The following is a 21,181-nucleotide window of genomic DNA, read 5'->3' on the forward strand; positions in this document are numbered from 1 at the left end:
TCCGCGATTTTCCCACATATTCTTTCGTGTTCGGATGGGTATGGCTATGGTATAATCGTAGAAAATCGGAAGTAACGGGAGGTGCCTTGCGGATGAAAGAAAAGAAGCGTGTTGTCGTAGGTCAACAGACGAAAGTCATACCGGTCCAGTGGGACGCCACGTTTTTCTTCGAACGTGCGGTTCAGTCGCTCGATCGTTTCCATTATGACAAGGCACTTAAATATTTTCGTCGCGCCGTCGAATACGAGCCGGAAAACCCGGTAAACCATTGCAATATGGCCGGCATCCTATCGGAAATGGGCAATTACGAGGAATCGAACCGGATCTTGGGATGGATTGTGGATGAGCTTGATCCGACGATGACGGAGTGCCATTTCTATATGGCGAACAATTTTGCCAACATGGAGCAATATGAAGCGGCTGAGGGCTCGCTGATTCGCTATTTGGAAGAGGATTCCGAAGGGCAGTTTCTTGATGAGGCAGAGGATATGATGGACCTGCTGCACTATGAGCTGGAGCGTCCTACGCGTCTGACCAACATCAAGTCGCGCGAAGGCATGGTGGAGCATGATTTGGCGAGAACGCTGCTTGAAGAAGGAAAATTTACAGAAGCTGTGCGCATTTTAGAAAAAATTATTGAGGGCCAGCCCGATTTCTTGGCTGCCCGAAACAATTTGGCGCTAGCTTATTACTATATGGGCATGTTCGATAAAGCGATGGATACCATTCATGAGGTACTTGACCTAGAAGCGGGCAATTTGCACGCCCTTTGCAATTTGGCTATTTTCTATCAGCACAAAAATGATGAAGAAAGCCTGCGTCCGCTTGTGGATCTGTTGGCAAAGACCGTGCCGTTTCATCAAGAGCATGTGTTTAAACTGGCAACCACAATGGGCATCTTAGGAGAGCATGGAGCTGCTTACCGTCACTTCACCAGACTGCTGAAGGACTCAGAGCTGACCCAGGACCCAAGCCTGTTTCATTATGCGGCCGTGGCTGCATGCAACATCGGGCGTTTGCAGGAAGCGGAGCGCTTATGGAAACAGACGATCAAGCTGGATCCGACTTCAGGCATTCCACATTATTATATGGAGCAGCTCGAGCTTGTCCGCAGCGGACAGCACACAGGTTCCATTAGCTACCATTATCATTTGCCGTTTGAGGAGCAGTTCAAGCTGTGGGAAAAGTCGTCTGACGGCATCCCTGACCACCTCAAGCGTGATCCGCTCGTACGCTCGTCGTTTTTCTGGGCGCTTCGCCATGGCGATCAGCATACGAAGCTGCAGGTCATTCAGGCGCTCGGCATGATCGCCGACAGCGAAGTGAAGGACGTCCTGCAGACGTTCCTCCTGGAGCGGGATGAGGATGATTACTTGAAGCGTATTGCGATCTTCGTTCTTCGTACGATGGGTGTACAAGAGCCATTACGGATAGTGCTGGAAGGGAAGGAAACGGTTATTGAGCCGAATCGGGTTCCTTCGAGGCTGCCCGTATGGGAAGATAAATGGCAGGAAGTCGTGGAGACGGCTCTTGGCCGGATGAGCAAGCAATATGATTTGGTTCAGCAGCATGATCTGATGACCTTGTGGGTGGAGTTTTTGTCACGAGTGTATCCGGACGTTCCGAAGCTGACGAAGCCGGAAGGCTGGGCAGCAGCGTTAGAATATTTGACAGCGAAAATGCACAGGCGTGCGATTTCATACCATGAGGTGTCGCTGCGTTACGGGACATCGATTGCGACCGTAAGCAAAAATGTCAAAATGATTGACGAGGTTTGCGGCATTAAAGAGAAGATGAAATCACTTAGCTCTGTGTTTGCGGCACAGGAATTGCAGGACGAATAAACTTTTACGAGGTGAATGTGATGTACAAATCCATAATTATCGGAACCGGCCCTGCCGGACTAACAGCAGCAATTTATTTGGCCCGTGCGAACATGAGCCCGCTTATTATCGAAGGACCAGAGCCGGGCGGACAATTGACAACGACGACCGAAGTTGAGAATTTCCCTGGTTTTCCGGAAGGCATTATGGGGCCAGAGCTGATGACCAACATGCGCAAGCAAGCGGAGCGCTTTGGCGCTAAGTTCATCACCGGCTGGGTCAACAGCGTGGATATGTCCGAACGTCCATTCAAGCTCCAAGTTGAAGGTCATGGAGAGCTAGTTGGAGAGAGCATTATTATCTCTACGGGGGCATCGGCTCGTTACCTTGGCATTCCCGGAGAGAAAGAAAACGTCGGCCGTGGCGTAAGCACATGCGCGACGTGTGACGGCTTCTTCTTCCGCGGCAAGAAGATCATCGTAGTGGGCGGCGGAGATTCGGCGATGGAGGAAGCAAATTTCCTTACGCGCTTCGCAAGCAACGTTGAGTTGGTTAACCGCCGCGACGAGCTTCGCGCTTCCAAAATCATGCAGGACCGCGCTCGCGAGAATGAAAAAATCAGCTGGAGCCTCAACCGTACACCGGTTGAAGTCGTGGCTGGCGGCATGGGCGTTACTGGCTTGAAGGTTCGCGATAACGTAACGGGCGAAGAGGATGTAATTGAGACCGATGGCGTATTTATCGCGATCGGCCATACACCGAATACGAAGTTTCTGGCTGGCCAAATCGATACGGATGAGCATGGCTACATTGTTGTGAAGCCAGGCACATCCGAAACGAATGTCCCTGGCGTATTCGCTTGCGGCGACGTACAGGACAGCAAATACCGCCAAGCAATTACGGCGGCGGGAAGCGGCTGCATGGCGGCGCTGGATTGCGAAAGATACCTTGAGGGCGCCATTGTTCATGACTGGAGCCAATCGCTTTAATCGTTTGCTAAGGCAGCATAAGATACGGAAGGGGCTATACCAGCAGAGCGATATGCTTGACGGTATAGCCTTTTCAATAGCCGAGAGCTGCACATTTGCCCGAATTGCGCTATCTTGACCAGAGGGTTAAGGTCGCTTATAGTGTTACAGAGAAGATTAACATATTGATGAGGTGGACTAGTGATGTCTGAAAAGATTTACGTTGGAGTCGATGTCGGCGGGACTGCTATTAAGGTAGGCATTTGCAATGCGGAGGGACAATTGCTCCAAACGTATGAAGGGCCGACGGAAGCGAGTAAAGGAACGGACACTATCCTTCAAAATATTGCAAAATATGCACAGCAGATCGTAACCGAATCTGATTTTGATTGGGAAAACGTTGATGGAGTTGGCGTTGGTATTGCCGGTTTCCTTGACATTCCGAACGGCATTGTCAAATTTGCGCCAAACCTGAAGATTGAAAACGTCAATTTGAAGGCTTATTTGGAGCAAGAGCTGAATAAAACAGTAAAAGTAAACAATGATGCGAATGTTGCTGCACTCGGTGAAGCATGGGGCGGAGCAGGCAAGGGCATTGACCATTGCGTATGCTACACGCTTGGCACAGGCGTAGGCGGCGGCATTATTATAGAAGGCAAGATTGTAGAGGGCTACATGGGTATGGCCGGCGAGCTTGGCCATATGGCTATCGTGCCTGATTTGGAAGCTATTCAGTGCGGTTGCGGCAAAATGGGCTGCTTGGAGACGGTATCCTCGGCTACGGGTATTATTCGCATGGCAAATGATGCCGTTGAGCGCGGCGATCGTACATCACTTGCGCAAGTGGAGAATATTATGGCTAAAGATGTTCTGGATGCGGCAAAAGCAGGCGATGAAGTTGCAACACGCATCGTGAATCGCGCAGCTTATTATTTGGGCAAATCGATGGCGATGATCGCAATCGTATTGAATCCGCAATATTTCATCATCGGCGGTGGCGTGTCCAAAGCAGGCGATTTCCTATTCGACCAAATTCGCGAAGTATTTGAGAAGTACACACAGGACCAAGCGAAGGAAAACGTGAAAATCGTTGCGGCAACGCTTGGCAACAATGCTGGCGTAGTTGGCGCAGCTGGTCTCATTCTAAGAGGATAGTTTAAGAGGCTATCCATACGAAGCAGGTTTGCTTATGCAAACCTAAGCTTGCCCTTACGAAGTAGGTTTGCTTACGCAAACCTTTTAGGAGGTTTATTCATGGAAACGGCGGCAACAGTAGCGAAGCTTGTCATTATTACCGGGATGTCTGGCGCAGGCAAGACGATTGCTGTCCAAAGCCTGGAGGATCTCGGTTTTTTCTGCGTAGATAATTTACCACCCGTTCTTATTCCTAAATTTGCGGAGCTGATCGAGCAATCGAACGGCAAAATTGGAAATGTAGCGCTCGTGATTGATTTGCGCGGACGTGAATTTTTTACGGCATTGTCCGAGTCGCTTGCCTATATCAAGGAGCATTATACGCTCAGCTGTGAAATCCTATTTTTGGATGCTACGGATGCCGTGCTTGTCCAGCGATACAAAGAGAGTCGTCGCCGTCATCCGCTAGCACCCGAGGGTATGCCACTTGAGGGAATAAAAAATGAACGCCGACTGCTTGAGGATCTGAAAGGCTGGGCCTCGCAGGTTATCGATACGAGCATTTTAAAGCCGGCACATTTGAAGGAACGGATTATTTCCCATTTTACGAATCTTGAGCAAAACAGTCTATCGATCAACGTAACTTCCTTCGGCTTTAAATACGGCATTCCGATTGATGCTGACCTCATCTATGACGTCCGCTTTTTGCCCAATCCGCACTATGTCGAGCATTTGCGCCCGAATACCGGTCAAACCCCCGAAGTGTACGAATACGTCATGAAATGGCCTGAAACACAGCAGTTTTTAACCAAGCTGCTAGACATGCTCCAATTCCTTATTCCGCTTTACCGCAAGGAAGGGAAAAGTCAGGTTGTAATCGGCATCGGCTGTACAGGCGGAAAGCATCGATCCGTTGCGATATCCGAATATCTGGGACGCATGCTCGGCAGCAGTGATACGGAGCGAGTGCGTGTCACTCATCGCGATGCCGAACGTGACAAGCATTGACGGGGTGAGAGAATGCAGAGTAGACATAAGATACTGAGACGTCCGAAGATCGTCGTCATAGGCGGCGGTACCGGACTCTCGGTCATGCTTCGGGGGCTTAAGGAGAAGCCGCTGGATATTACGGCAATTGTTACGGTTGCCGATGACGGCGGCAGCTCTGGTATTTTGCGAAATGAACTGCAAATACCGCCGCCTGGCGATATTCGCAACGTGCTTATGGCATTAGCCGATGCGGAGCCCTTGCTCACCGAGGTGCTGCAATACCGGTTCAAGACGGTGCCAGGCCTTGCCGGGCATAGTCTTGGGAATCTCATGCTCGCGGCGATGACGGATATTTCCGGTGATTTCGTTACGGGCATACGCGAGCTTAGCCGTGTTCTGGCCGTACGCGGCCGAGTGCTTCCAGCAGCAGGGCAGGCGATTGTTCTGAAAGCGGAAATGGAGGACGGTTCGTTTGTTACAGGCGAATCGATGATTCCGAAAGCAGGAAAGATTATTAAGCGAGTGTTTCTTGAACCTGCTGACGTGGAGCCGCTTCAAGAAGCGGTTGAGGCGATCGAGCAAGCAGATGCGATTCTGATCGGGCCTGGCAGCTTGTATACGAGCATTATTCCAAATTTGCTCGTTCCCAAACTTGCCAATGCCATCGTGGAATCGGAAGCGGTAAAGCTGTTCGTTTGTAACGTCATGACGCAACCAGGCGAAACCGACAATTATTCGGTAGGCGACCACCTGGATGCGATTCACGCTCACATCGGGCATCATCTGTTTGATTATGTTATCGTAAATGATGGGGAGATTCCGCCCCAAATCGAGAGTAAATACGCAGAGCTTGGCGCAAAAGCGGTCCATTTGGACCTTGATGCCGTCACCCAGAAGGGTTATGAAGTCATTGCGGACCGGCTTGTATTATTTCGTACGTTTCTTCGGCATGATGCCGAACGCTTAAGCCATCATATTTATAAATTAGTTGAGAACTGGATGTTACGAAAGAGGTGATACATCATGTCGTTTGCGGCACAAACAAAAAAAGAGCTGACTTTAATCGAAGCGGACAGTTGTTGTGAGATCGCGGAATTATCTGCGCTCATACGAATGAATGGTTCGGTCAGCGTATCCAGCCGCAAAGTCGTTTTGGACATCTCAACGGAAAATGCTGCTATAGCCAGAAGGATTTATTCCCTGCTCAAAAAGCATTATGAGGTGCATGTCGAGCTGCTCGTCCGCAAAAAGATGAGGCTCAAAAAAAATAATGTGTATATCGTGCGTATTCCTGCCGGCGTACAGGAAATACTGAGTGAGCTTAAGATTGTTTCCGAGGGCTTTATGTTTAATCTCGGCATTGATAAGGAAATCATTCGCAAGCCATGCTGCAAACGGTCTTATTTGCGTGGAGCATTCCTTGCAGGCGGATCTGTTAATAACCCGGAAGGCTCCTCTTATCATCTTGAGATCTCGTCGATGTATCAGGAGCATTGCGAATCGTTAGTGGATCTTGCCAATAAATTCGATCTCAATGCCAGATGCATTGAGCGGAAAAAAGGTTTTATCTTCTATATCAAAGAGGGCGAGAAAATTATCGAGCTTCTCAACATTATTGGCGCGCATCAAGCCTTGTTCAAATTTGAGGATGTCCGAATTATGCGCGATATGCGCAATTCGGTAAATCGCATAGTCAATTGCGAAACGGCGAACCTGAATAAGACAATCGGGGCCGCTTTTCGGCAAATTGAGAACATAAAGCTGCTGCAGCGTGAGGTAGGACTGGACAGCTTGCCTGATAAGCTTAAGGAAGTTGCAGAAATCAGATTGCAGCATCCCGATATGAATTTGACAGAAGTCGGCGAAATGCTCAAGGGAAAGGTCAGCAAATCAGGTGTAAACCACCGTTTGCGCAAAATCGACGAACTTGCGGAAAAAATCCGCGGCGTCTGAGCTTTTTTCCTAGTGCATCAGCTGGTATAATGATATAATAATTCAAAATGACTTTATTTAAAAAGATAAGAATGCCAAGCATCAACGCAGACGCTCACTTATCTTTGACCGGGAAACGAGCTTTTGCAGCCAGAAGACGGTAAAACAGAGCCGTTAACGTTTGTGCCGCATGCTAATGATTGAGTAAAATATAGGGGGTATGGTTTCCATGACAAGGCTTCCGGTTGTTGTTCGTCTTAAGACGGGACTTCATGCAAGACCTGCAGCATTATTCGTACAAGAAGCGAACAAATTTTCCTCCGAAGTATTTGTAGAGAAAGACGACAAAAAAGTGAACGCAAAATCCATCATGGGTATTATGAGCCTAGCGATCAGCTCCGGCACTGAAGTATCCATTAGTGCAGAGGGTTCGGACGCAGAACAGGCTGTAAACGCTTTAGTCGCTTTAGTAAGCAAAGAAGAGTTGGAGAACCAATAATTCATTCGCAATTAAACAAAAGCCGTCCAAGGTCCTGGAGACCTGGGGTGGCTTTTTTTAATGTTGTTGGCTGCTGTTGTAGGTCTTTAGGTGAACGGCAAGCTGCAGTATTACAGCTGATGTTAATCTGTCAGTCGTGCGTCTTGAGAGCTAATGATGCTTTGGGGGAGAGGGGGATAGAGGAAGGGAGGAAAGAAGACAGAAGACAAAGAAAAATTGGCAATGTACTACGATTTTCATAATTTAGCAGGAAAAACTCCCACTAAAGGAACCTCGACGGAAGCTTGAACTACATTAACAGGAAATTTTACCGTTAATATTAGGAGTAAGGCATGAGAACGGTTGAATCGGATCAATTAACAGGAGGAATTCCAGTTAAACTCTAGATAATGCTTATATGACCAGATATAACGGGATTTTTTCCTGTTAATTGAAAGTTGGAAAAGAAAATGCTCTTTTCGATTAACGTAAATGATGACGTAAACGGCGAAGGATACGAGCCACAGTACACATTTTTGGTGGGAAACTGAAAATAGTGCAAAGTACATACTAAATCAAACATGACCAAAGAAGCTCATTAATCGTTTTCAACAAAATCCGCATCGCACACACAACCCTCGAATTGGTTTTTCTATATAACACATCAAACATCGTAAATAGCAAAGTTCAAATACCAACACACTCATTGCTAAGTCCTCGTACGCCCAGAATCAGAGTTAACTATTCAAATGTACCGCTGCAAACAAAAACGGGGCATTCCCTTGGTCTATGCAGACCTTGGAAATGCCCCGTTTCGTATGTTGCTGGTTATGCTAGCTTCTCGATTACTTTATCGACCAAGCCGTATTCTTTGGCTTCTGCCGCGCTCATGAAGTAGTCGCGGTCCGTGTCCTTCTCGATGCGCTCAAGCGATTGCCCGCTGCGCTCCGCAAGGATGCCGTTCAGCTTGTCGCGCATGCCGATGATGCGTTTCGCGCGGATAGCGATATCGCTCGCTTGTCCTTCTGCCCCGCCAAGCGGCTGGTGAATCATAACTTCGCTGTTCGGAAGCGCGTAGCGTTTGCCGATGGCGCCTGCCGTAAGCAGGAAAGCACCCATGGAAGCTGCCATGCCGACACAGATGGTGGAAACATCCGGTTTAATGTATTGCATCGTATCATAAATAGCCATGCCTGCCGTAATCGAACCGCCTGGGCTGTTAATATAAAGAGAAATGTCTTTCTCTGGGTCGTCTGCGGCCAGGAAGAGCAATTGAGCGATGATGGAGTTGGCCACCACGTCGTTTACACCGGAACCTAGAAAAATAATGCGGTCTTTCAACAGGCGAGAGTAAATGTCATACGCACGCTCACCCCGATTGTTTTGCTCAATAACCATAGGAACGAAATTCATATCCAACGTAAGCCCCCTCCTCAATAAAACAATGAATGGTTAAATCGTATTCTCATAATAACGGATGAAAAAGCAAAAGTCAAAGATAGTCAAACAAGTCTGTTTGGAATAAAAAAAACCGCTCCAGTGTATAGGAACGGTTCTTATGTATCAATATAGGAGTTGCAAGCCGAGTCGGCTAAAAGTTTGTTGTGGCGCGCCCGCAAGGAATCGAACCTAGATCTCAGCCTTCGGAGGGCTGCGTCATATCCATTGGACCACGGGCGCAAATTGTATAAGGTGTAGGTCAACAAGCTGGAAAGGCTATTGTTTCTGCGGATATTTATAGGAACGGTTTACTGATAAGCCAGTACCTTCCGTCATTTGAAAATAGTCGCAAAAATTATTATATGATAATTAAGTTTCTAAAGCAAGGGGAGTTGTAAAATTAAATTTGTGAAAAATGTGACCGTAATCGTTTTCATGAGCAAAACTGCTCTTGCTTCCTTCGCTTATTTCCGATAAACTAAAGGTGGGACTTGAAATGATACCGCGGGACATTATCAGTCCAACGTAGGTTGAACCGAATACGCTATAGGCCGATGGAGTGAAGGATGAGAGATGCGTCAGATCGTTGAACTGCAGCAGCAGCTTGTACCGGATCTGCTCGACGTCATGAAGAAACGGTATTCGATATTGCATCGAGTGATGCTGTCGGATTTAATCGGGCGTCGTACGCTGGCGTCGGCATTATCGATGACGGAGCGAATGCTTCGGGCGGAGACCGATTTTCTGAAAACGCAAGGCCTGCTCGAGATTCATTCGGGGGGCATGCGAATTAGCGATTCAGGCAAGCAATTATTAGAACAGCTCGAACCCTTCTACAAGACCATGTTCGGCTTATCCGAATTGGAAGAAACGATCCGCAGCCATTACGGCTTGACACAGGTCGTCATTGTAGCAGGTGATTCGGAGATTTCCGCACAGACGAAGCGAGAGCTGGGTCGTGCCGGAAGCCAGGTGCTCAGCAAGCTAATGCAGCCAAGCGACGTTGTGGCTGTTACAGGCGGAACGACCATCGCGCAGTTGTCGAGCCAACTGAATAGCTCCTCGCAGCTTAATACGAATCTATTCGTACCGGCCAGAGGCGGCCTAGGAGAGAGCTTGGACTATCAGGCCAATACCATTGCTTCTATGATGGCAAAGCGCACAGGAGGGCAATACAGGCTTCTGCACGTACCTGACCATCTAGGGCAGGAAGCATTTGCCTCCATCATGCAGGAACCGAACATTAAAGAGATTGTGGATGTTATCCGCAGTGCTCGCATCGTCGTACACGGAATCGGGGATGCTATGGTGATGGCAAGGCGCAGGCGGCTGGATCAACAAATTATAGACGCCATGGAAGCGGAAGGTGCGCTCGCAGAATCCTTCGGGTTTTATTTTGACCGGAAAGGCGCGGTCGTGCACAAAATGCAGACGGTGGGGTTACGGCTAGAGGATATTGTTAACACTGAAGTTGTTATCGGCGTAGCCGGCGGGAAGAGCAAAGGCGAAGCTATAGCGGCGATTATGCGCTTTGGGCATAACGATGTTCTCATCACAGACGAAGCAGCAGCTTTAGAGATGGTAGCCTTAATCGAGCAAGAGAAAAGCAATGCGGAATCATGATGATTTGCTATCAGCAGCTTATACGTAACTGGCAAAACATCTTGAAATATATAAAATAATCTTTTAAATCGCTTAGGAGGAAACAAAAATGGTAAAAGTTGGTATTAATGGTTTTGGTCGCATCGGCCGTAACGTATTCCGCGCAGCACTGAACAACCCTGATGTTCAAATCGTGGCAGTAAACGATCTTACGGATACTGCAACTCTGGCACATCTTCTTAAATACGATACAACTCACGGTCAACTTGACGGTACTGTTGAAGCAAAAGAAGGCGCGCTTATCGTAAACGGACGCGAAATCAAAGTATTTGCAGAGCGCAACCCAGCTGACCTTCCTTGGGGCTCCGTAGGCGTTGAAATCGTAGTTGAATCCACTGGTATTTTCACAGCTAAAGAAAAAGCTGAGCTTCACTTGCAAGGCGGCGCTAAAAAAGTTATCATCTCCGCTCCAGCAACGAACGAAGATATTACAGTTGTTATCGGCGTTAACGAAGATAAATACGACGCTGCGGCACATACCATTATTTCCAACGCTTCTTGTACTACAAACTGCCTAGCGCCTTTCGCAAAAGTATTGAACGACAAATTCGGAATCGTTAAAGGTATGATGACTACTATTCACTCATACACAAACGACCAATCCGTACTTGACGTTCCACACAAAGACTTGCGTCGTGCTCGCGCAGCTGCTGAGAACATCATTCCTTCTTCCACTGGCGCAGCGAAAGCTGTTGCACTTGTTCTTCCTGAGCTTAAAGGCAAATTGAACGGTATGGCTATGCGTGTTCCTACGCCTAACGTATCCGTAACTGACCTTGTTGCTGAGCTTAAAGTTAACGTAACGGTTGAAGAAGTTAACGCAGCATTGAAAGAAGCTGCTGACGGTCCTCTTAAAGGCATCTTGAACTACAACGAATTGCCGCTTGTTTCAAGCGACTACAATAGCGACCCTGCTTCTTCCACAATCGATGGTCTTTCGACTATGGTTGTTGAAGGCAACATGGTTAAAGTTATTTCTTGGTACGACAACGAGTGGGGCTACTCGAACCGCGTAGTTGATCTTGCTGCTTACATTGCTAGCAAAGGTCTGTAAGCAAAGAAGGCGGACGGACCGCGGCTTTCGCGCATGCGGAGCAGAGGTCTATGGTTTGCGGCTTCTAGAGTCGTAAATCATGAGGGCGTTTCTTCTTTGAAGGAACGCCCTTCTTTTTTTTGTCCTATATCTATACCGTTTCATACCAATTATCCGGGAGGTTTCATTGATGAATAAGAAAAGTGTACGTGATGTTGCAGAGCTGGCTGGTAAACGGGTATTTGTTCGCGTTGATTTCAACGTGCCGCTCGAAGATGGTAAAATTACAGATGACAAACGTATCCGCGAAACGCTTCCAACGATTAACTTCCTAATCGAAAAAGGCGCTAAAGTTATTCTTGCAAGTCACTTGGGCCGTCCGAACGGTCAAGTGGTTGAAGAGCTTCGCCATACGGCTTCTGCAGCTCGTCTATCCGAGCTTCTTGGCAAGCAAGTAACTAAAGCTGACGAAGCAATCGGCGAAGCGGTAGAAGCGCAAGTAGCGGCTTTGAACAACGGCGACGTTTTGCTTCTTGAAAACGTACGTTTCTACGAAGGCGAAGAGAAGAACGATCCGGAATTGGCAAAAGCATTTGCTAAGCTTGCTGACTTGTTCGTTAACGACGCTTTCGGCGCTGCTCACCGCGCGCATGCATCGACAGAAGGCATTGCTCATATTCTTCCAGCTGTATCCGGCCTTCTTATGGAGAGAGAGCTTGAAGTACTAGGCAAAGCTTTGAATAACCCTGAGCGCCCTTTCACAGCTATCGTAGGCGGCTCCAAAGTGAAAGACAAAATCGCGGTTATCGACAAAATGTTGGAAATTGCCGACAACGTCATCATCGGCGGCGGCTTGTCTTATACCTTCTTCAAAGCGCAAGGCCACGAAATCGGCAAATCGCTCGTAGACAATAGCAAGCTTGATCTTGCTCTTGAGTTCATCGAGAAAGCTAAAAAGCTTGGCAAAAACTTCTTGATCCCTGTCGATATCGTAGTTACTGACGATTTCAGCGCAGACGCTAACACGCAAATCGTTGACGTAGACAGCATTCCTGCTGATTGGGAAGGCATTGACATCGGACCTAAAACACGCGAGCTTTATGCTGACGTGATCAAAAACTCCAAGCTGGTTGTTTGGAACGGGCCGATGGGCGTATTTGAAATCGAGCCATTCTCGCATGGTACACTAGCCGTTGCTAACGCATGTGCGGAAACAACAGGCTACACAGTGATCGGCGGCGGCGATTCCGCAGCAGCGGCTGAGAAATTCCACCTGGCTGACAAAATGGACTTCATCTCGACTGGCGGCGGCGCTTCCCTTGAGTTCATGGAAGGCAAAGTGCTTCCAGGCGTTGTAGCTCTTAACGATAAATAATAGCTCTACCCAAATAACATATTTTTGAGGAGGATTATGCATGAGCAACAGAAAACCGATTATCGCTGGTAACTGGAAAATGTTCAAAACAGTATCCGAGGCTGTCACTTTTTTCTCCGAAGTGAAAGGCAAAGCTGAGGTTGACGGCGTAGAGAGCGTAATTTGCGCGCCTTACACAACGCTTCCGGCACTTGTTGAAGCGGCGAAAGGCACTTCGATCGCAATCGGAGCGCAAAACGTACACTTTGAAGACAACGGTGCATTCACTGGTGAAATCAGCGGCGTGATGCTGAAGGATCTTGGTGTAAAATACGTGATTATCGGCCACTCAGAGCGTCGCGCATATTTTGCAGAATCTGATGAGATCGTGAACAAAAAGGTTCATGCTTCCTTCAAAAACGGCTTGCTGCCAATCGTCTGCGTAGGCGAGAAGCTGGAAGAGCGTGAAGCAGGACAAACGAAGGATGTTTGCAAGGTGCAAACGGAAGCGGCTTTCCAAGGCGTATCCGCAGCGCAAGCAGCTGAAGTTGTTGTGGCATACGAACCAATCTGGGCAATCGGCACGGGCAAATCTTCGACTTCCGAAGATGCACAAGACGTGATCGGCTACATCCGCGGCGTCATTGCAGGCCTTTATGACCAAGCAACGGCAGATGCGGTTCGCATTCAATACGGCGGCAGTGTTAAGCCTAACAACGTTGCTGAATATATGGGTCAAGCGGACATCGACGGCGCACTTGTCGGCGGCGCAAGTCTAGAGCCTGCATCCTATATCGCACTGGTCGAGGGGGCCAAGTAATATGGCTTCTCCAAAACCTGTAGCGCTTATTATTCTTGACGGTTTCGGTTTGCGCGATGATGTTGTCGGCAACGCCGTAGCACAAGCAAACAAACCGAATTACGACCGTTACTGGTCGACTTACCCGCACACGACACTAACGGCTTCCGGCGAAGCCGTTGGTTTGCCGGAAGGTCAAATGGGCAACTCCGAAGTTGGCCATTTGAACATCGGCGCAGGCCGCATTGTGTATCAGGACTTGACGCGTATCAGCAAATCGATCCGTGATGGCGAGTTCTATGAGAATGAAACGATTCTTGGCGCAGTTCGTCATGTGAAAACAAACAGCAAGAAGCTTCACCTCTACGGCTTGCTCTCTGACGGCGGCGTACACAGCCATATTGAGCACCTGTTCGCTTTGCTGGATTTGGCAAAGAAAGAAGAGCTTGAGGAAGTGTATATCCATGCATTCCTCGATGGCCGCGACGTGTCTCCAGACAGCGCCAAAGGTTACCTTGAGCGTCTGCAAGCGAAGATCGAAGAGGTTGGCGTAGGCCGCATTGCAACGGTTCAAGGCCGCTATTATGCGATGGACCGCGACAAGCGCTGGGAGCGTACGGAGAAATCCTACCGCGCCATGGTTTACGGCGAAGGCCCGCAATACTATGATCCGATTCAAGCGGTAGTTGAATCCTACGAGAAATCGGTTTATGATGAATTCGTTATGCCAACGGTCATTATAGACGGGGAAAACAAGCCAGTTGGCCTTGTGGAATCCGAGGATGCGGTTATTTTCTTCAATTTCCGTCCTGACCGCGCGATTCAATTGTCCCAAGTGTTTACCAATGAGGATTTCCGCGGCTTCGACCGTGGCGAGAATCATCCGGTTAACCTGTATTTCGTCTGCTTGACGCTATTCAGTGAAACCGTAGGCGGATTCGTTGCGTATTCACCAAAGAACCTGGATAACACGCTTGGCGAAGTTCTCGTGCAAAACAACAAGACACAATTGCGTACGGCTGAAACGGAAAAATATCCGCATGTTACGTTTTTCTTTAGCGGCGGACGCGATCATGAGCTTCCAGGCGAAACACGCGTACTCATTAATTCCCCTAAGGTTGCAACGTACGACCTACAGCCGGAGATGAGCGCGTATGAGCTTGCCGCGTCTACGGTTCGCGAGATTGAATCAGACAAGCATGACGCAATTATTCTAAACTTCGCCAACCCTGATATGGTAGGGCACTCCGGCATGCTGGAGCCTACGATCAAGGCGGTAGAAGCGACAGACGAATGCCTGGGCAAAGTAGTGGAAGCTGTGCTTGCCAAAGGCGGAGTTTGCATCATTACGGCTGACCATGGTAACGCTGATATGGTATTTGACGAGAATGGCCGTCCGTTTACGGCGCATACGACAAATCCCGTTCCGCTTATCGTAACGAGAGCAGGCGAGACGCTTCGCGAAGGCGGTATCCTTGCTGACATCGCTCCGACGCTGCTTGATTTGCTCGAACTGGCCAAACCGAAAGAAATGACTGGCGTTTCCTTGATTAACCCCAAATAAAACCTTTAAAAGGAGTGTTTTCTCTCATGTCAATTATCGTTGATGTATATGCACGCGAAGTGCTGGATTCCCGCGGAAATCCAACAGTAGAAGTAGAGGTATCCCTTGAGTCCGGCGGCAAAGGCCGCGCAATCGTTCCATCCGGCGCTTCCACAGGCGCTTACGAGGCTGTTGAGCTTCGTGATGGCGACAAATCCCGTTACCTTGGCAAAGGCGTTCTAAAAGCCGTTGAAAATGTAAACACAGAAATCGCTCCTGAAATCATCGGTCTTGACGCTCTTGATCAAGTGGCTATCGACCGCAAAATGATCGAGCTTGACGGTACTCCTAACAAAGCAAAGCTTGGCGCTAATGCAATCCTTGCTGTATCGATGGCAGTCGCTCGCGCAGCTGCTGACGCTCTTGATGTGCCTCTTTACACTTACCTTGGCGGATTCAACGCTAAAGTGCTTCCAGTACCAATGATGAACATCATCAACGGCGGCGAGCACGCGGATAACAACATCGACGTTCAAGAATTCATGGTTCTTCCTGTCGGTGCTGAAAGCTTCAAAGAAGCGCTTCGTATCGGCGCTGAAATTTTCCACAACCTGAAAGCTGTATTGCATGACAAACACCTTAACACAGCTGTAGGCGACGAAGGCGGCTTTGCTCCTAACCTTGGTTCAAACGAAGAAGCAATTACAACAATCATCTCCGCAATCGAGCGCGCAGGCTACAAGCCAGGCGTTGACGTATTCCTCGGTATGGACGTTGCTTCTACTGAATTCTTCAAAGACGGCAAATACGTGCTTGCAGGCGAAGGCAAATCGTTCACACCTGCTGAATTCGTTGACCTTCTTGCTTCATGGGCTGACAAATACCCAATTATCACAATCGAAGACGGTTGCTCCGAAGACGATTGGGATGGTTGGAAATTGCTTACTGAGAAGCTTGGCGGTAAAGTACAATTGGTTGGTGACGATCTATTCGTTACGAACACAGAGCGTTTGTCCGACGGTATCGACAAAGGCGTGGGCAACTCGATCCTAGTTAAAGTTAACCAAATCGGTTCGCTTACTGAAACTTTCGATGCAATCGAAATGGCAAAACGCGCTGGTTACACAGCAGTTATCTCTCACCGTTCAGGCGAGAGCGAAGACAGCACAATTGCTGATATCGCTGTTGCAACAAACGCTGGTCAAATCAAAACAGGCGCTCCGTCCCGTACGGACCGCGTTGCAAAATACAACCAATTGCTTCGCATTGAGGACCAACTAGGTTCGACAGCTCAATATGCTGGCAAATCGGCTTTCTACAACTTGAAAAACTTTAAATAATACGCGTGAAGCGTGTAGGAAAGAAGGGTATGCCCCAGGGCATACCCTTCTTTTTCTTTACAGGCATAGAACACTTATAAACGTAGGACATTAAGAGCAGAAAAAGCATGAATCGATTAGGCGGTGCTCGGATGGCAAAACCAGTGATAGGCCTTCAATTGTATTCCGTTAGAGACCAGACAGAAATTGATTTTCTAGGCACATTAGAGAAAGTGGCCAAAATCGGCTATACAGCCGTCGAATTTGCGGGTTATTTTAAAACGCCGGCCATTGAACTGAAAAGCAAACTGAAGGAGCTGGGACTAACGGTTCCTTCAGTTCATGTGCCCATTAACTTCAGCAATACGAAGCAGATGGAATCGGATTTTGCGGGACAGATCGAATATGCGAAAGAGCTAGGCGTGTGCTACATTATTACGCCGTGGGGGCCGCTGCCGGAGCAGCCAACTATGGATAACGTGAAATATTTAACGGATGTGCTGACGAAGTGCGGGAAGCAAGTAAAGGACGCGGGGATGAAATACGGTTATCATAATCATGATTTTGAGTTTAAGCTGGTCGAAAAGCAGCCTATCATTGATCTTGTCCTGAAGCAGGTGCCTGCGGAACTGATGGTGATGCAGTTTGATTTGGGCTGGTTGCACATGGCCGGATATAAAGCAGCCGATTATTTACAAAAACATAAAGGAAGAGTGCCGCTTGTGCATCTCAAGGATTTTTCCAAGGGCAGAAAGGATGCAGAGCTTGGAAAGGGCGAGGTTGGTTATGAGCAGCTGTTAAGCACCGCCGATCTATCTGGCATAGCCTGCATGATCGTGGAGCAGGAGCAGTTTGAATGCGGATCGCTTGAGAGCGCGAAAAATAATTATGTGTTTTTGCAATCGCTTGGGTTTGCATAATGCTGGCATTGTGGCTTGTCCTATTGTAATTTGTGCCCAGCTATGGTACACTCGATTTACGTGTTTTTACGGAGCTCCTATGCTGGAGGTGGAATAAATGGAAATCTTATTGAAGATCGTGCTCGTTATATTTTCTGTCGGCCTAATTGCTGTCGTATTGTTGCAAAAAGGTAAGAGTGCAGGTTTGTCCGGAGCAATCACGGGCGGCGCTGAGCACCTGTTCGGCAAACAGAAAGCGCGCGGTTTGGATTTGTTCTTGCAGCGTTTGACAGTTGTTCTTGCAGTTGGCTTCTTTATATTGGCGCTTGTTGTTTCTTACTTCGTAAAACAATAACTGACACACACGCAGAAAGCGAGGATATTCCTCGCTTTTTTTGTATTTTCAACAGATTCGCGGATGCGGGGCTTCCATTTCGTGTATACTACATGGTATATGGAAATCTATCAACCTGCTGCAAATGACGCCAGAGCGCATGGGCAGGTTTATGAGGAGAAAAAATTATAATGATCAACTACGAGCAGGAACTGCTTGATTTTATGAGAGAAACGGCTTACAAGCCGATGACGTACCAAGAGCTGGAGAAGCATTTTGGTATCGTAGATGCAGCGGAGTTTAAGGAGTTCCTTAAACTGCTGAATCAATTGGAGGACTCGGGAAAAATCATTCGTACGCCTAACGACCATTATGGCGTGCCGGAACGGATGAACTTGCTGCGCGGCAAGCTGCAATCGCATGCCAAAGGCTTTGGGTTCCTAATCCCGGACGAGAAGGACCACGGGGATGTGTATTTGCATGCGAATGATTTGAAGAGCGCGATGAATGGAGACACCATCCTTGTTCGTGTTACGACAAGAAGCGAGCATGGCGGCCGTATGGAGGGTGAGGTTGTGCGCATCGTTGAGCGCGCAGTCACGCAGATTGTCGGAACGTTCGAGGATCACGATGTCTATGCTTTCGTTGTGCCGGATGACAAACGGATTAACCGGGATATTTTTATTCCGAAGGGTGGCTACCAAGGAGCTGTATCCGGCCAGAAGGTAGTCGTGAAAATCGTTTCCTATCCGGAAGGCCGTTCGGCGGCCGAAGGGGAAATTGTCGAAATTTTGGGACATAAGAATGACCCGGGCGTAGATATCCTGTCCATCATTCGCAAGCACCAATTGCCGGAAGGCTTCCCGGAAGAAGTCATGGCCGAAGCGGAAGCTGCGCCTGACTCCATTACCGATGATGAGATTATCCAGCAGGGTAGACGCGACTTGCGTGGAGAGGTTATCGTGACGATTGATGGCGAGGATGCCAAGGATTTGGACGATGCGGTCCATGTGAAGCGCCTGGAGAACGGCAATTATTTGCTAGGAGTTCATATCGCTGACGTAGGCTACTATGTAAGGGAGAATTCGCAGCTCGATCAAGAAGCCTATCAGAGGGGCTGCAGCGTTTATTTGGTTGACCGCGTTATTCCGATGCTACCGCACCGCCTATCGAACGGGATCTGCTCGCTCAATCCACAGGTTGACCGCCTGACGCTGTCATGCGAGATGGAATTCGATGCGGATACTCTAAAACGAGTGCGTCACGATGTGTTCACGAGCGTCATCCGTACGAAAGAGCGGATGACCTATACGAACGTAAAAAAAATACTGACGGCGAGCGAAGAAGAGCCGCAAACCGAGCTCAAAGAGCGTTATGCGGATTTACTGGATACTTTCACCCTGATGGAAGACCTTGCCATGCGTCTTCGCTCGAAGCGGATGAAGCGCGGTTCGATTGATTTTGACTTTCAGGAGTCGAAGGTCATTGTAGATGATAAGGGCAAAGCGGTAGATATTATTAAACGCGAGCGTTCCGTAGCCGAGCAAATCATCGAGGAGTTCATGTTGGTCGCTAATGAAACGGTTGCCGAGCATTTTCACTGGCTCCGGGTTCCGTTCCTTTACCGGATTCACGAGGATCCTACTCAGGAAAAGCTGCTGAACTTTGTGCAATTTGCAGCTAACTTTGGCTATACCGTTAAAGGCAAGGGCAACTCGATTCATCCGAAGGCGCTGCAAACACTGCTTGAGGACATTCGCGGCACGAAGGAAGCGACCGTGATCTCAACGGTCATGCTTCGTTCAATGAAGCAGGCGAAATATGATGCGGAGAGCCTTGGGCATTTCGGCCTTGCCGCCGAATTCTACTCCCATTTCACATCGCCGATTCGACGTTACCCGGATCTAGTAATTCACCGGGTCATTCGTGAGGTGCTAGAAGGCAAAGGCCAACTGACTCAAGCGCGTCATGAAGCATTGACGGCAAGGATGCCGGAAATTGCGCAGCATTCCTCCGAGCGCGAACGCGTAGCGGTAGATGCAGAGCGCGATACCGAGCAGCTTAAGAAATGTGAATTCATGTTGGATAAGGTCGGCGAAGAGTTTGAAGGCATCATTAGCAGCGTAACGAGCTTCGGCATGTTCATCGAGCTGGACAATTCCGTGGAAGGCTTGATTCGTTTGAGTGATATGTCGGACGACTACTACAACTTCCATGAGCAGCATATGATTTTGGTCGGCGAGCGGACTTCGAAAATATACCGGATTGGCGATGAAGTAAAAATTCGCGTGACTCGCGTCAGCATGACGGAGCATACGATTGATTTTGAGCTTGTGGATATGAAGCCGCGCAGCGGCAAGGGCATTCCAAGCAGCTTCGGCGGCAAGAAGCGCGGCGGCTTCGGCGAACGCGCCGGAAGCAGCGACCGTGGCGGTCGCGGTGGCAAAGGCCGCGGCGAAAGCTCGGATGGCCGAAACCGTGGCGGCAAAGGGCAAGGCGGTACAGGTCGCGGAGGCAGCGGATCTGGTGTAAGCGCGGATGACCGGAGTCGTGGTGGGAATGAACAAAACAGCGCGGGTCGCGGAGGCAGTGGACCTGGAGCAGGTGCGGATGGCCGGAGTCGTGGCGGGATTGAACAAAACGGCAAGGGCAGCGCGGGCGGCCGCGGTGGCAAGGGCCGCGGCGGGAAAGGGCGCCGCGACAGCTTTAGCAGCGGAGTCGACCGCAGCGTAGTCGGCATTGTCGAGCAAGCCAACCCGTGGCGGATCGATGCCCCTGATAGCGGGCGCGGCGCCAAGCGGCGCGGCCGGGGTGGCGCAGGCGAAGCCGGCGCTGGCGTAAGCGGCGGCGGAAATGCGCCGGCGGAGCGTGGGCTAGGGCAAGAGGCGAATACGTCGCCGGGCCAAGGCAGTGAGCAGTCGCGCGCAGGCGGACGCGGCGGGCGCACGGATATGTGGGGCCTGCCCATCCGCAGCAGCGGCGGGCCAGGCGGCAATGGCCGCGGTGGAGCCGGGAAGTGGCGGAACGAGGGTAGTGGCGGAGGCGCTTCGAAGCGGAAGCGTACTTCGGAGAGCGGCGTGTTTAACGGGGAGCAAAGTGCTGCTGCTCCTATAGTAGAAGGTAGCGCTGCAAGCCCTGAGAAAAGCAAGCGGAAGAGGAAAAACAAGAGCGGTGGCAACGCTACAGCGGCCTTCGTTCGCAAAAACGGCAAATAGAAAATAATGGCGGCGATTTCCGTTCCGATACAGAATTGGAAGTCGCCGCGAACTGGGCAAAATGGGAAAATATATTTAAGCTCGTCACTTGCATTTTAATTCTGGGTATAGTACACTCTAATCAATCGATAATATGAACCTGAATTCACATATTGAAAAGGGTGTCATTATAGTCATGAAACCCTTTCCAATGTGTGAATTTTTTGTTTAAAGACAAACCAGGCGCATATTAATATTATTTTTTTGGAGGTTTTTACA

17 protein-coding genes and 1 tRNA gene are annotated in these 21,181 nt (G+C 49.1%); 16 read left to right on the forward strand and 2 right to left on the reverse strand.

What is annotated here, in order from left to right:
* The first annotated feature begins 92 nt into the window (after nucleotides 1–92).
* The 7 genes from FJQ58_RS12890 to FJQ58_RS12920 all read left to right on the forward strand — a co-directional run bounded on the left by FJQ58_RS12890 (nucleotide 93) and on the right by FJQ58_RS12920 (nucleotide 7,346).
* Nucleotides 93–1,844 (forward strand): tetratricopeptide repeat protein, encoded by a 1,752-nt coding sequence (locus FJQ58_RS12890; protein ID WP_139993989.1) that lies wholly within the window; start codon nucleotides 93–95, stop codon nucleotides 1,842–1,844.
* Nucleotides 1,845–1,864: 20 nt separating this feature from the next.
* On the forward strand, nucleotides 1,865–2,812 hold the full coding sequence (gene trxB, locus FJQ58_RS12895; RefSeq protein WP_139993990.1) for a thioredoxin-disulfide reductase: 948 nt from the start codon (nucleotides 1,865–1,867) through the stop codon (nucleotides 2,810–2,812).
* Nucleotides 2,813–2,995: 183 nt separating this feature from the next.
* Nucleotides 2,996–3,946: an ROK family glucokinase gene (locus FJQ58_RS12900; protein ID WP_139993992.1), complete on the forward strand. Its 951-nt coding sequence runs from the start codon at nucleotides 2,996–2,998 to the stop codon at nucleotides 3,944–3,946.
* A 99-nt stretch (nucleotides 3,947–4,045) separates the two neighbouring features.
* On the forward strand, nucleotides 4,046–4,933 hold the full coding sequence (gene rapZ, locus FJQ58_RS12905; protein WP_139993994.1) for an RNase adapter RapZ: 888 nt from the start codon (nucleotides 4,046–4,048) through the stop codon (nucleotides 4,931–4,933).
* A 12-nt stretch (nucleotides 4,934–4,945) separates the two neighbouring features.
* Entirely contained in the window at nucleotides 4,946–5,932 is a 987-nt protein-coding gene (locus tag FJQ58_RS12910) for a gluconeogenesis factor YvcK family protein (protein ID WP_139993996.1), read from the forward strand.
* A gap of 6 nt (nucleotides 5,933–5,938) precedes the next feature.
* Nucleotides 5,939–6,868, forward strand: a complete 930-nt coding sequence (gene whiA / locus FJQ58_RS12915; protein WP_139993998.1) for a DNA-binding protein WhiA — start codon at nucleotides 5,939–5,941, stop codon at nucleotides 6,866–6,868.
* A gap of 208 nt (nucleotides 6,869–7,076) precedes the next feature.
* Entirely contained in the window at nucleotides 7,077–7,346 is a 270-nt protein-coding gene (locus tag FJQ58_RS12920; RefSeq protein WP_028609180.1) for an HPr family phosphocarrier protein, read from the forward strand.
* Between the two features lie 807 nt (nucleotides 7,347–8,153).
* Here the strand turns inward: FJQ58_RS12920 and clpP are convergent.
* Entirely contained in the window at nucleotides 8,154–8,738 is a 585-nt protein-coding gene (clpP, locus tag FJQ58_RS12925) for an ATP-dependent Clp endopeptidase proteolytic subunit ClpP (protein WP_169091151.1), read from the reverse strand.
* 192 nt (nucleotides 8,739–8,930) lie between these two features.
* Nucleotides 8,931–9,005 (reverse strand) — tRNA-Arg (locus FJQ58_RS12930).
* Nucleotides 9,006–9,338: 333 nt separating this feature from the next.
* On the opposite strand from FJQ58_RS12930, the gene FJQ58_RS12935 reads away from it, so the two are divergent.
* From FJQ58_RS12935 to rnr, 9 genes are all read left to right on the forward strand, one after another.
* Nucleotides 9,339–10,388: a sugar-binding transcriptional regulator gene (locus FJQ58_RS12935; protein WP_139994007.1), complete on the forward strand. Its 1,050-nt coding sequence runs from the start codon at nucleotides 9,339–9,341 to the stop codon at nucleotides 10,386–10,388.
* A gap of 88 nt (nucleotides 10,389–10,476) precedes the next feature.
* Nucleotides 10,477–11,481, forward strand: a complete 1,005-nt coding sequence (gene gap / locus FJQ58_RS12940) for a type I glyceraldehyde-3-phosphate dehydrogenase (RefSeq protein ID WP_076270744.1) — start codon at nucleotides 10,477–10,479, stop codon at nucleotides 11,479–11,481.
* A 169-nt stretch (nucleotides 11,482–11,650) separates the two neighbouring features.
* Nucleotides 11,651–12,835, forward strand: coding sequence for a phosphoglycerate kinase (locus FJQ58_RS12945; RefSeq protein WP_139994009.1), 1,185 nt, complete (start codon nucleotides 11,651–11,653; stop codon nucleotides 12,833–12,835).
* A gap of 40 nt (nucleotides 12,836–12,875) precedes the next feature.
* Nucleotides 12,876–13,634 carry a triose-phosphate isomerase gene (gene tpiA / locus FJQ58_RS12950; RefSeq protein WP_139994011.1) on the forward strand — a complete coding sequence of 253 codons (759 nt, stop codon included), beginning with the start codon at nucleotides 12,876–12,878 and terminating at the stop codon, nucleotides 13,632–13,634.
* Nucleotide 13,635: 1 nt separating this feature from the next.
* Nucleotides 13,636–15,177: a 2,3-bisphosphoglycerate-independent phosphoglycerate mutase gene (gene gpmI / locus FJQ58_RS12955; protein ID WP_139994013.1), complete on the forward strand. Its 1,542-nt coding sequence runs from the start codon at nucleotides 13,636–13,638 to the stop codon at nucleotides 15,175–15,177.
* A gap of 26 nt (nucleotides 15,178–15,203) precedes the next feature.
* A complete protein-coding gene (eno, locus tag FJQ58_RS12960) occupies nucleotides 15,204–16,496 on the forward strand; it encodes a phosphopyruvate hydratase (protein ID WP_139994016.1) in 1,293 nt (430 codons plus the stop codon).
* 131 nt (nucleotides 16,497–16,627) lie between these two features.
* Nucleotides 16,628–17,395, forward strand: a complete 768-nt coding sequence (locus FJQ58_RS12965; protein ID WP_139994018.1) for a sugar phosphate isomerase/epimerase family protein — start codon at nucleotides 16,628–16,630, stop codon at nucleotides 17,393–17,395.
* Between the two features lie 97 nt (nucleotides 17,396–17,492).
* Nucleotides 17,493–17,729 (forward strand): preprotein translocase subunit SecG, encoded by a 237-nt coding sequence (gene secG / locus FJQ58_RS12970; protein ID WP_053373228.1) that lies wholly within the window; start codon nucleotides 17,493–17,495, stop codon nucleotides 17,727–17,729.
* 173 nt (nucleotides 17,730–17,902) lie between these two features.
* Nucleotides 17,903–20,923, forward strand: a complete 3,021-nt coding sequence (rnr, locus tag FJQ58_RS12975; protein WP_420799834.1) for a ribonuclease R — start codon at nucleotides 17,903–17,905, stop codon at nucleotides 20,921–20,923.
* The last annotated feature ends 258 nt before the right edge of the window (nucleotides 20,924–21,181 follow it).

This window comes from Paenibacillus paridis (assembly GCF_006345825.1).
Taxonomy (GTDB): Bacteria; Bacillota; Bacilli; order Paenibacillales; family Paenibacillaceae; genus Pristimantibacillus; species Pristimantibacillus paridis.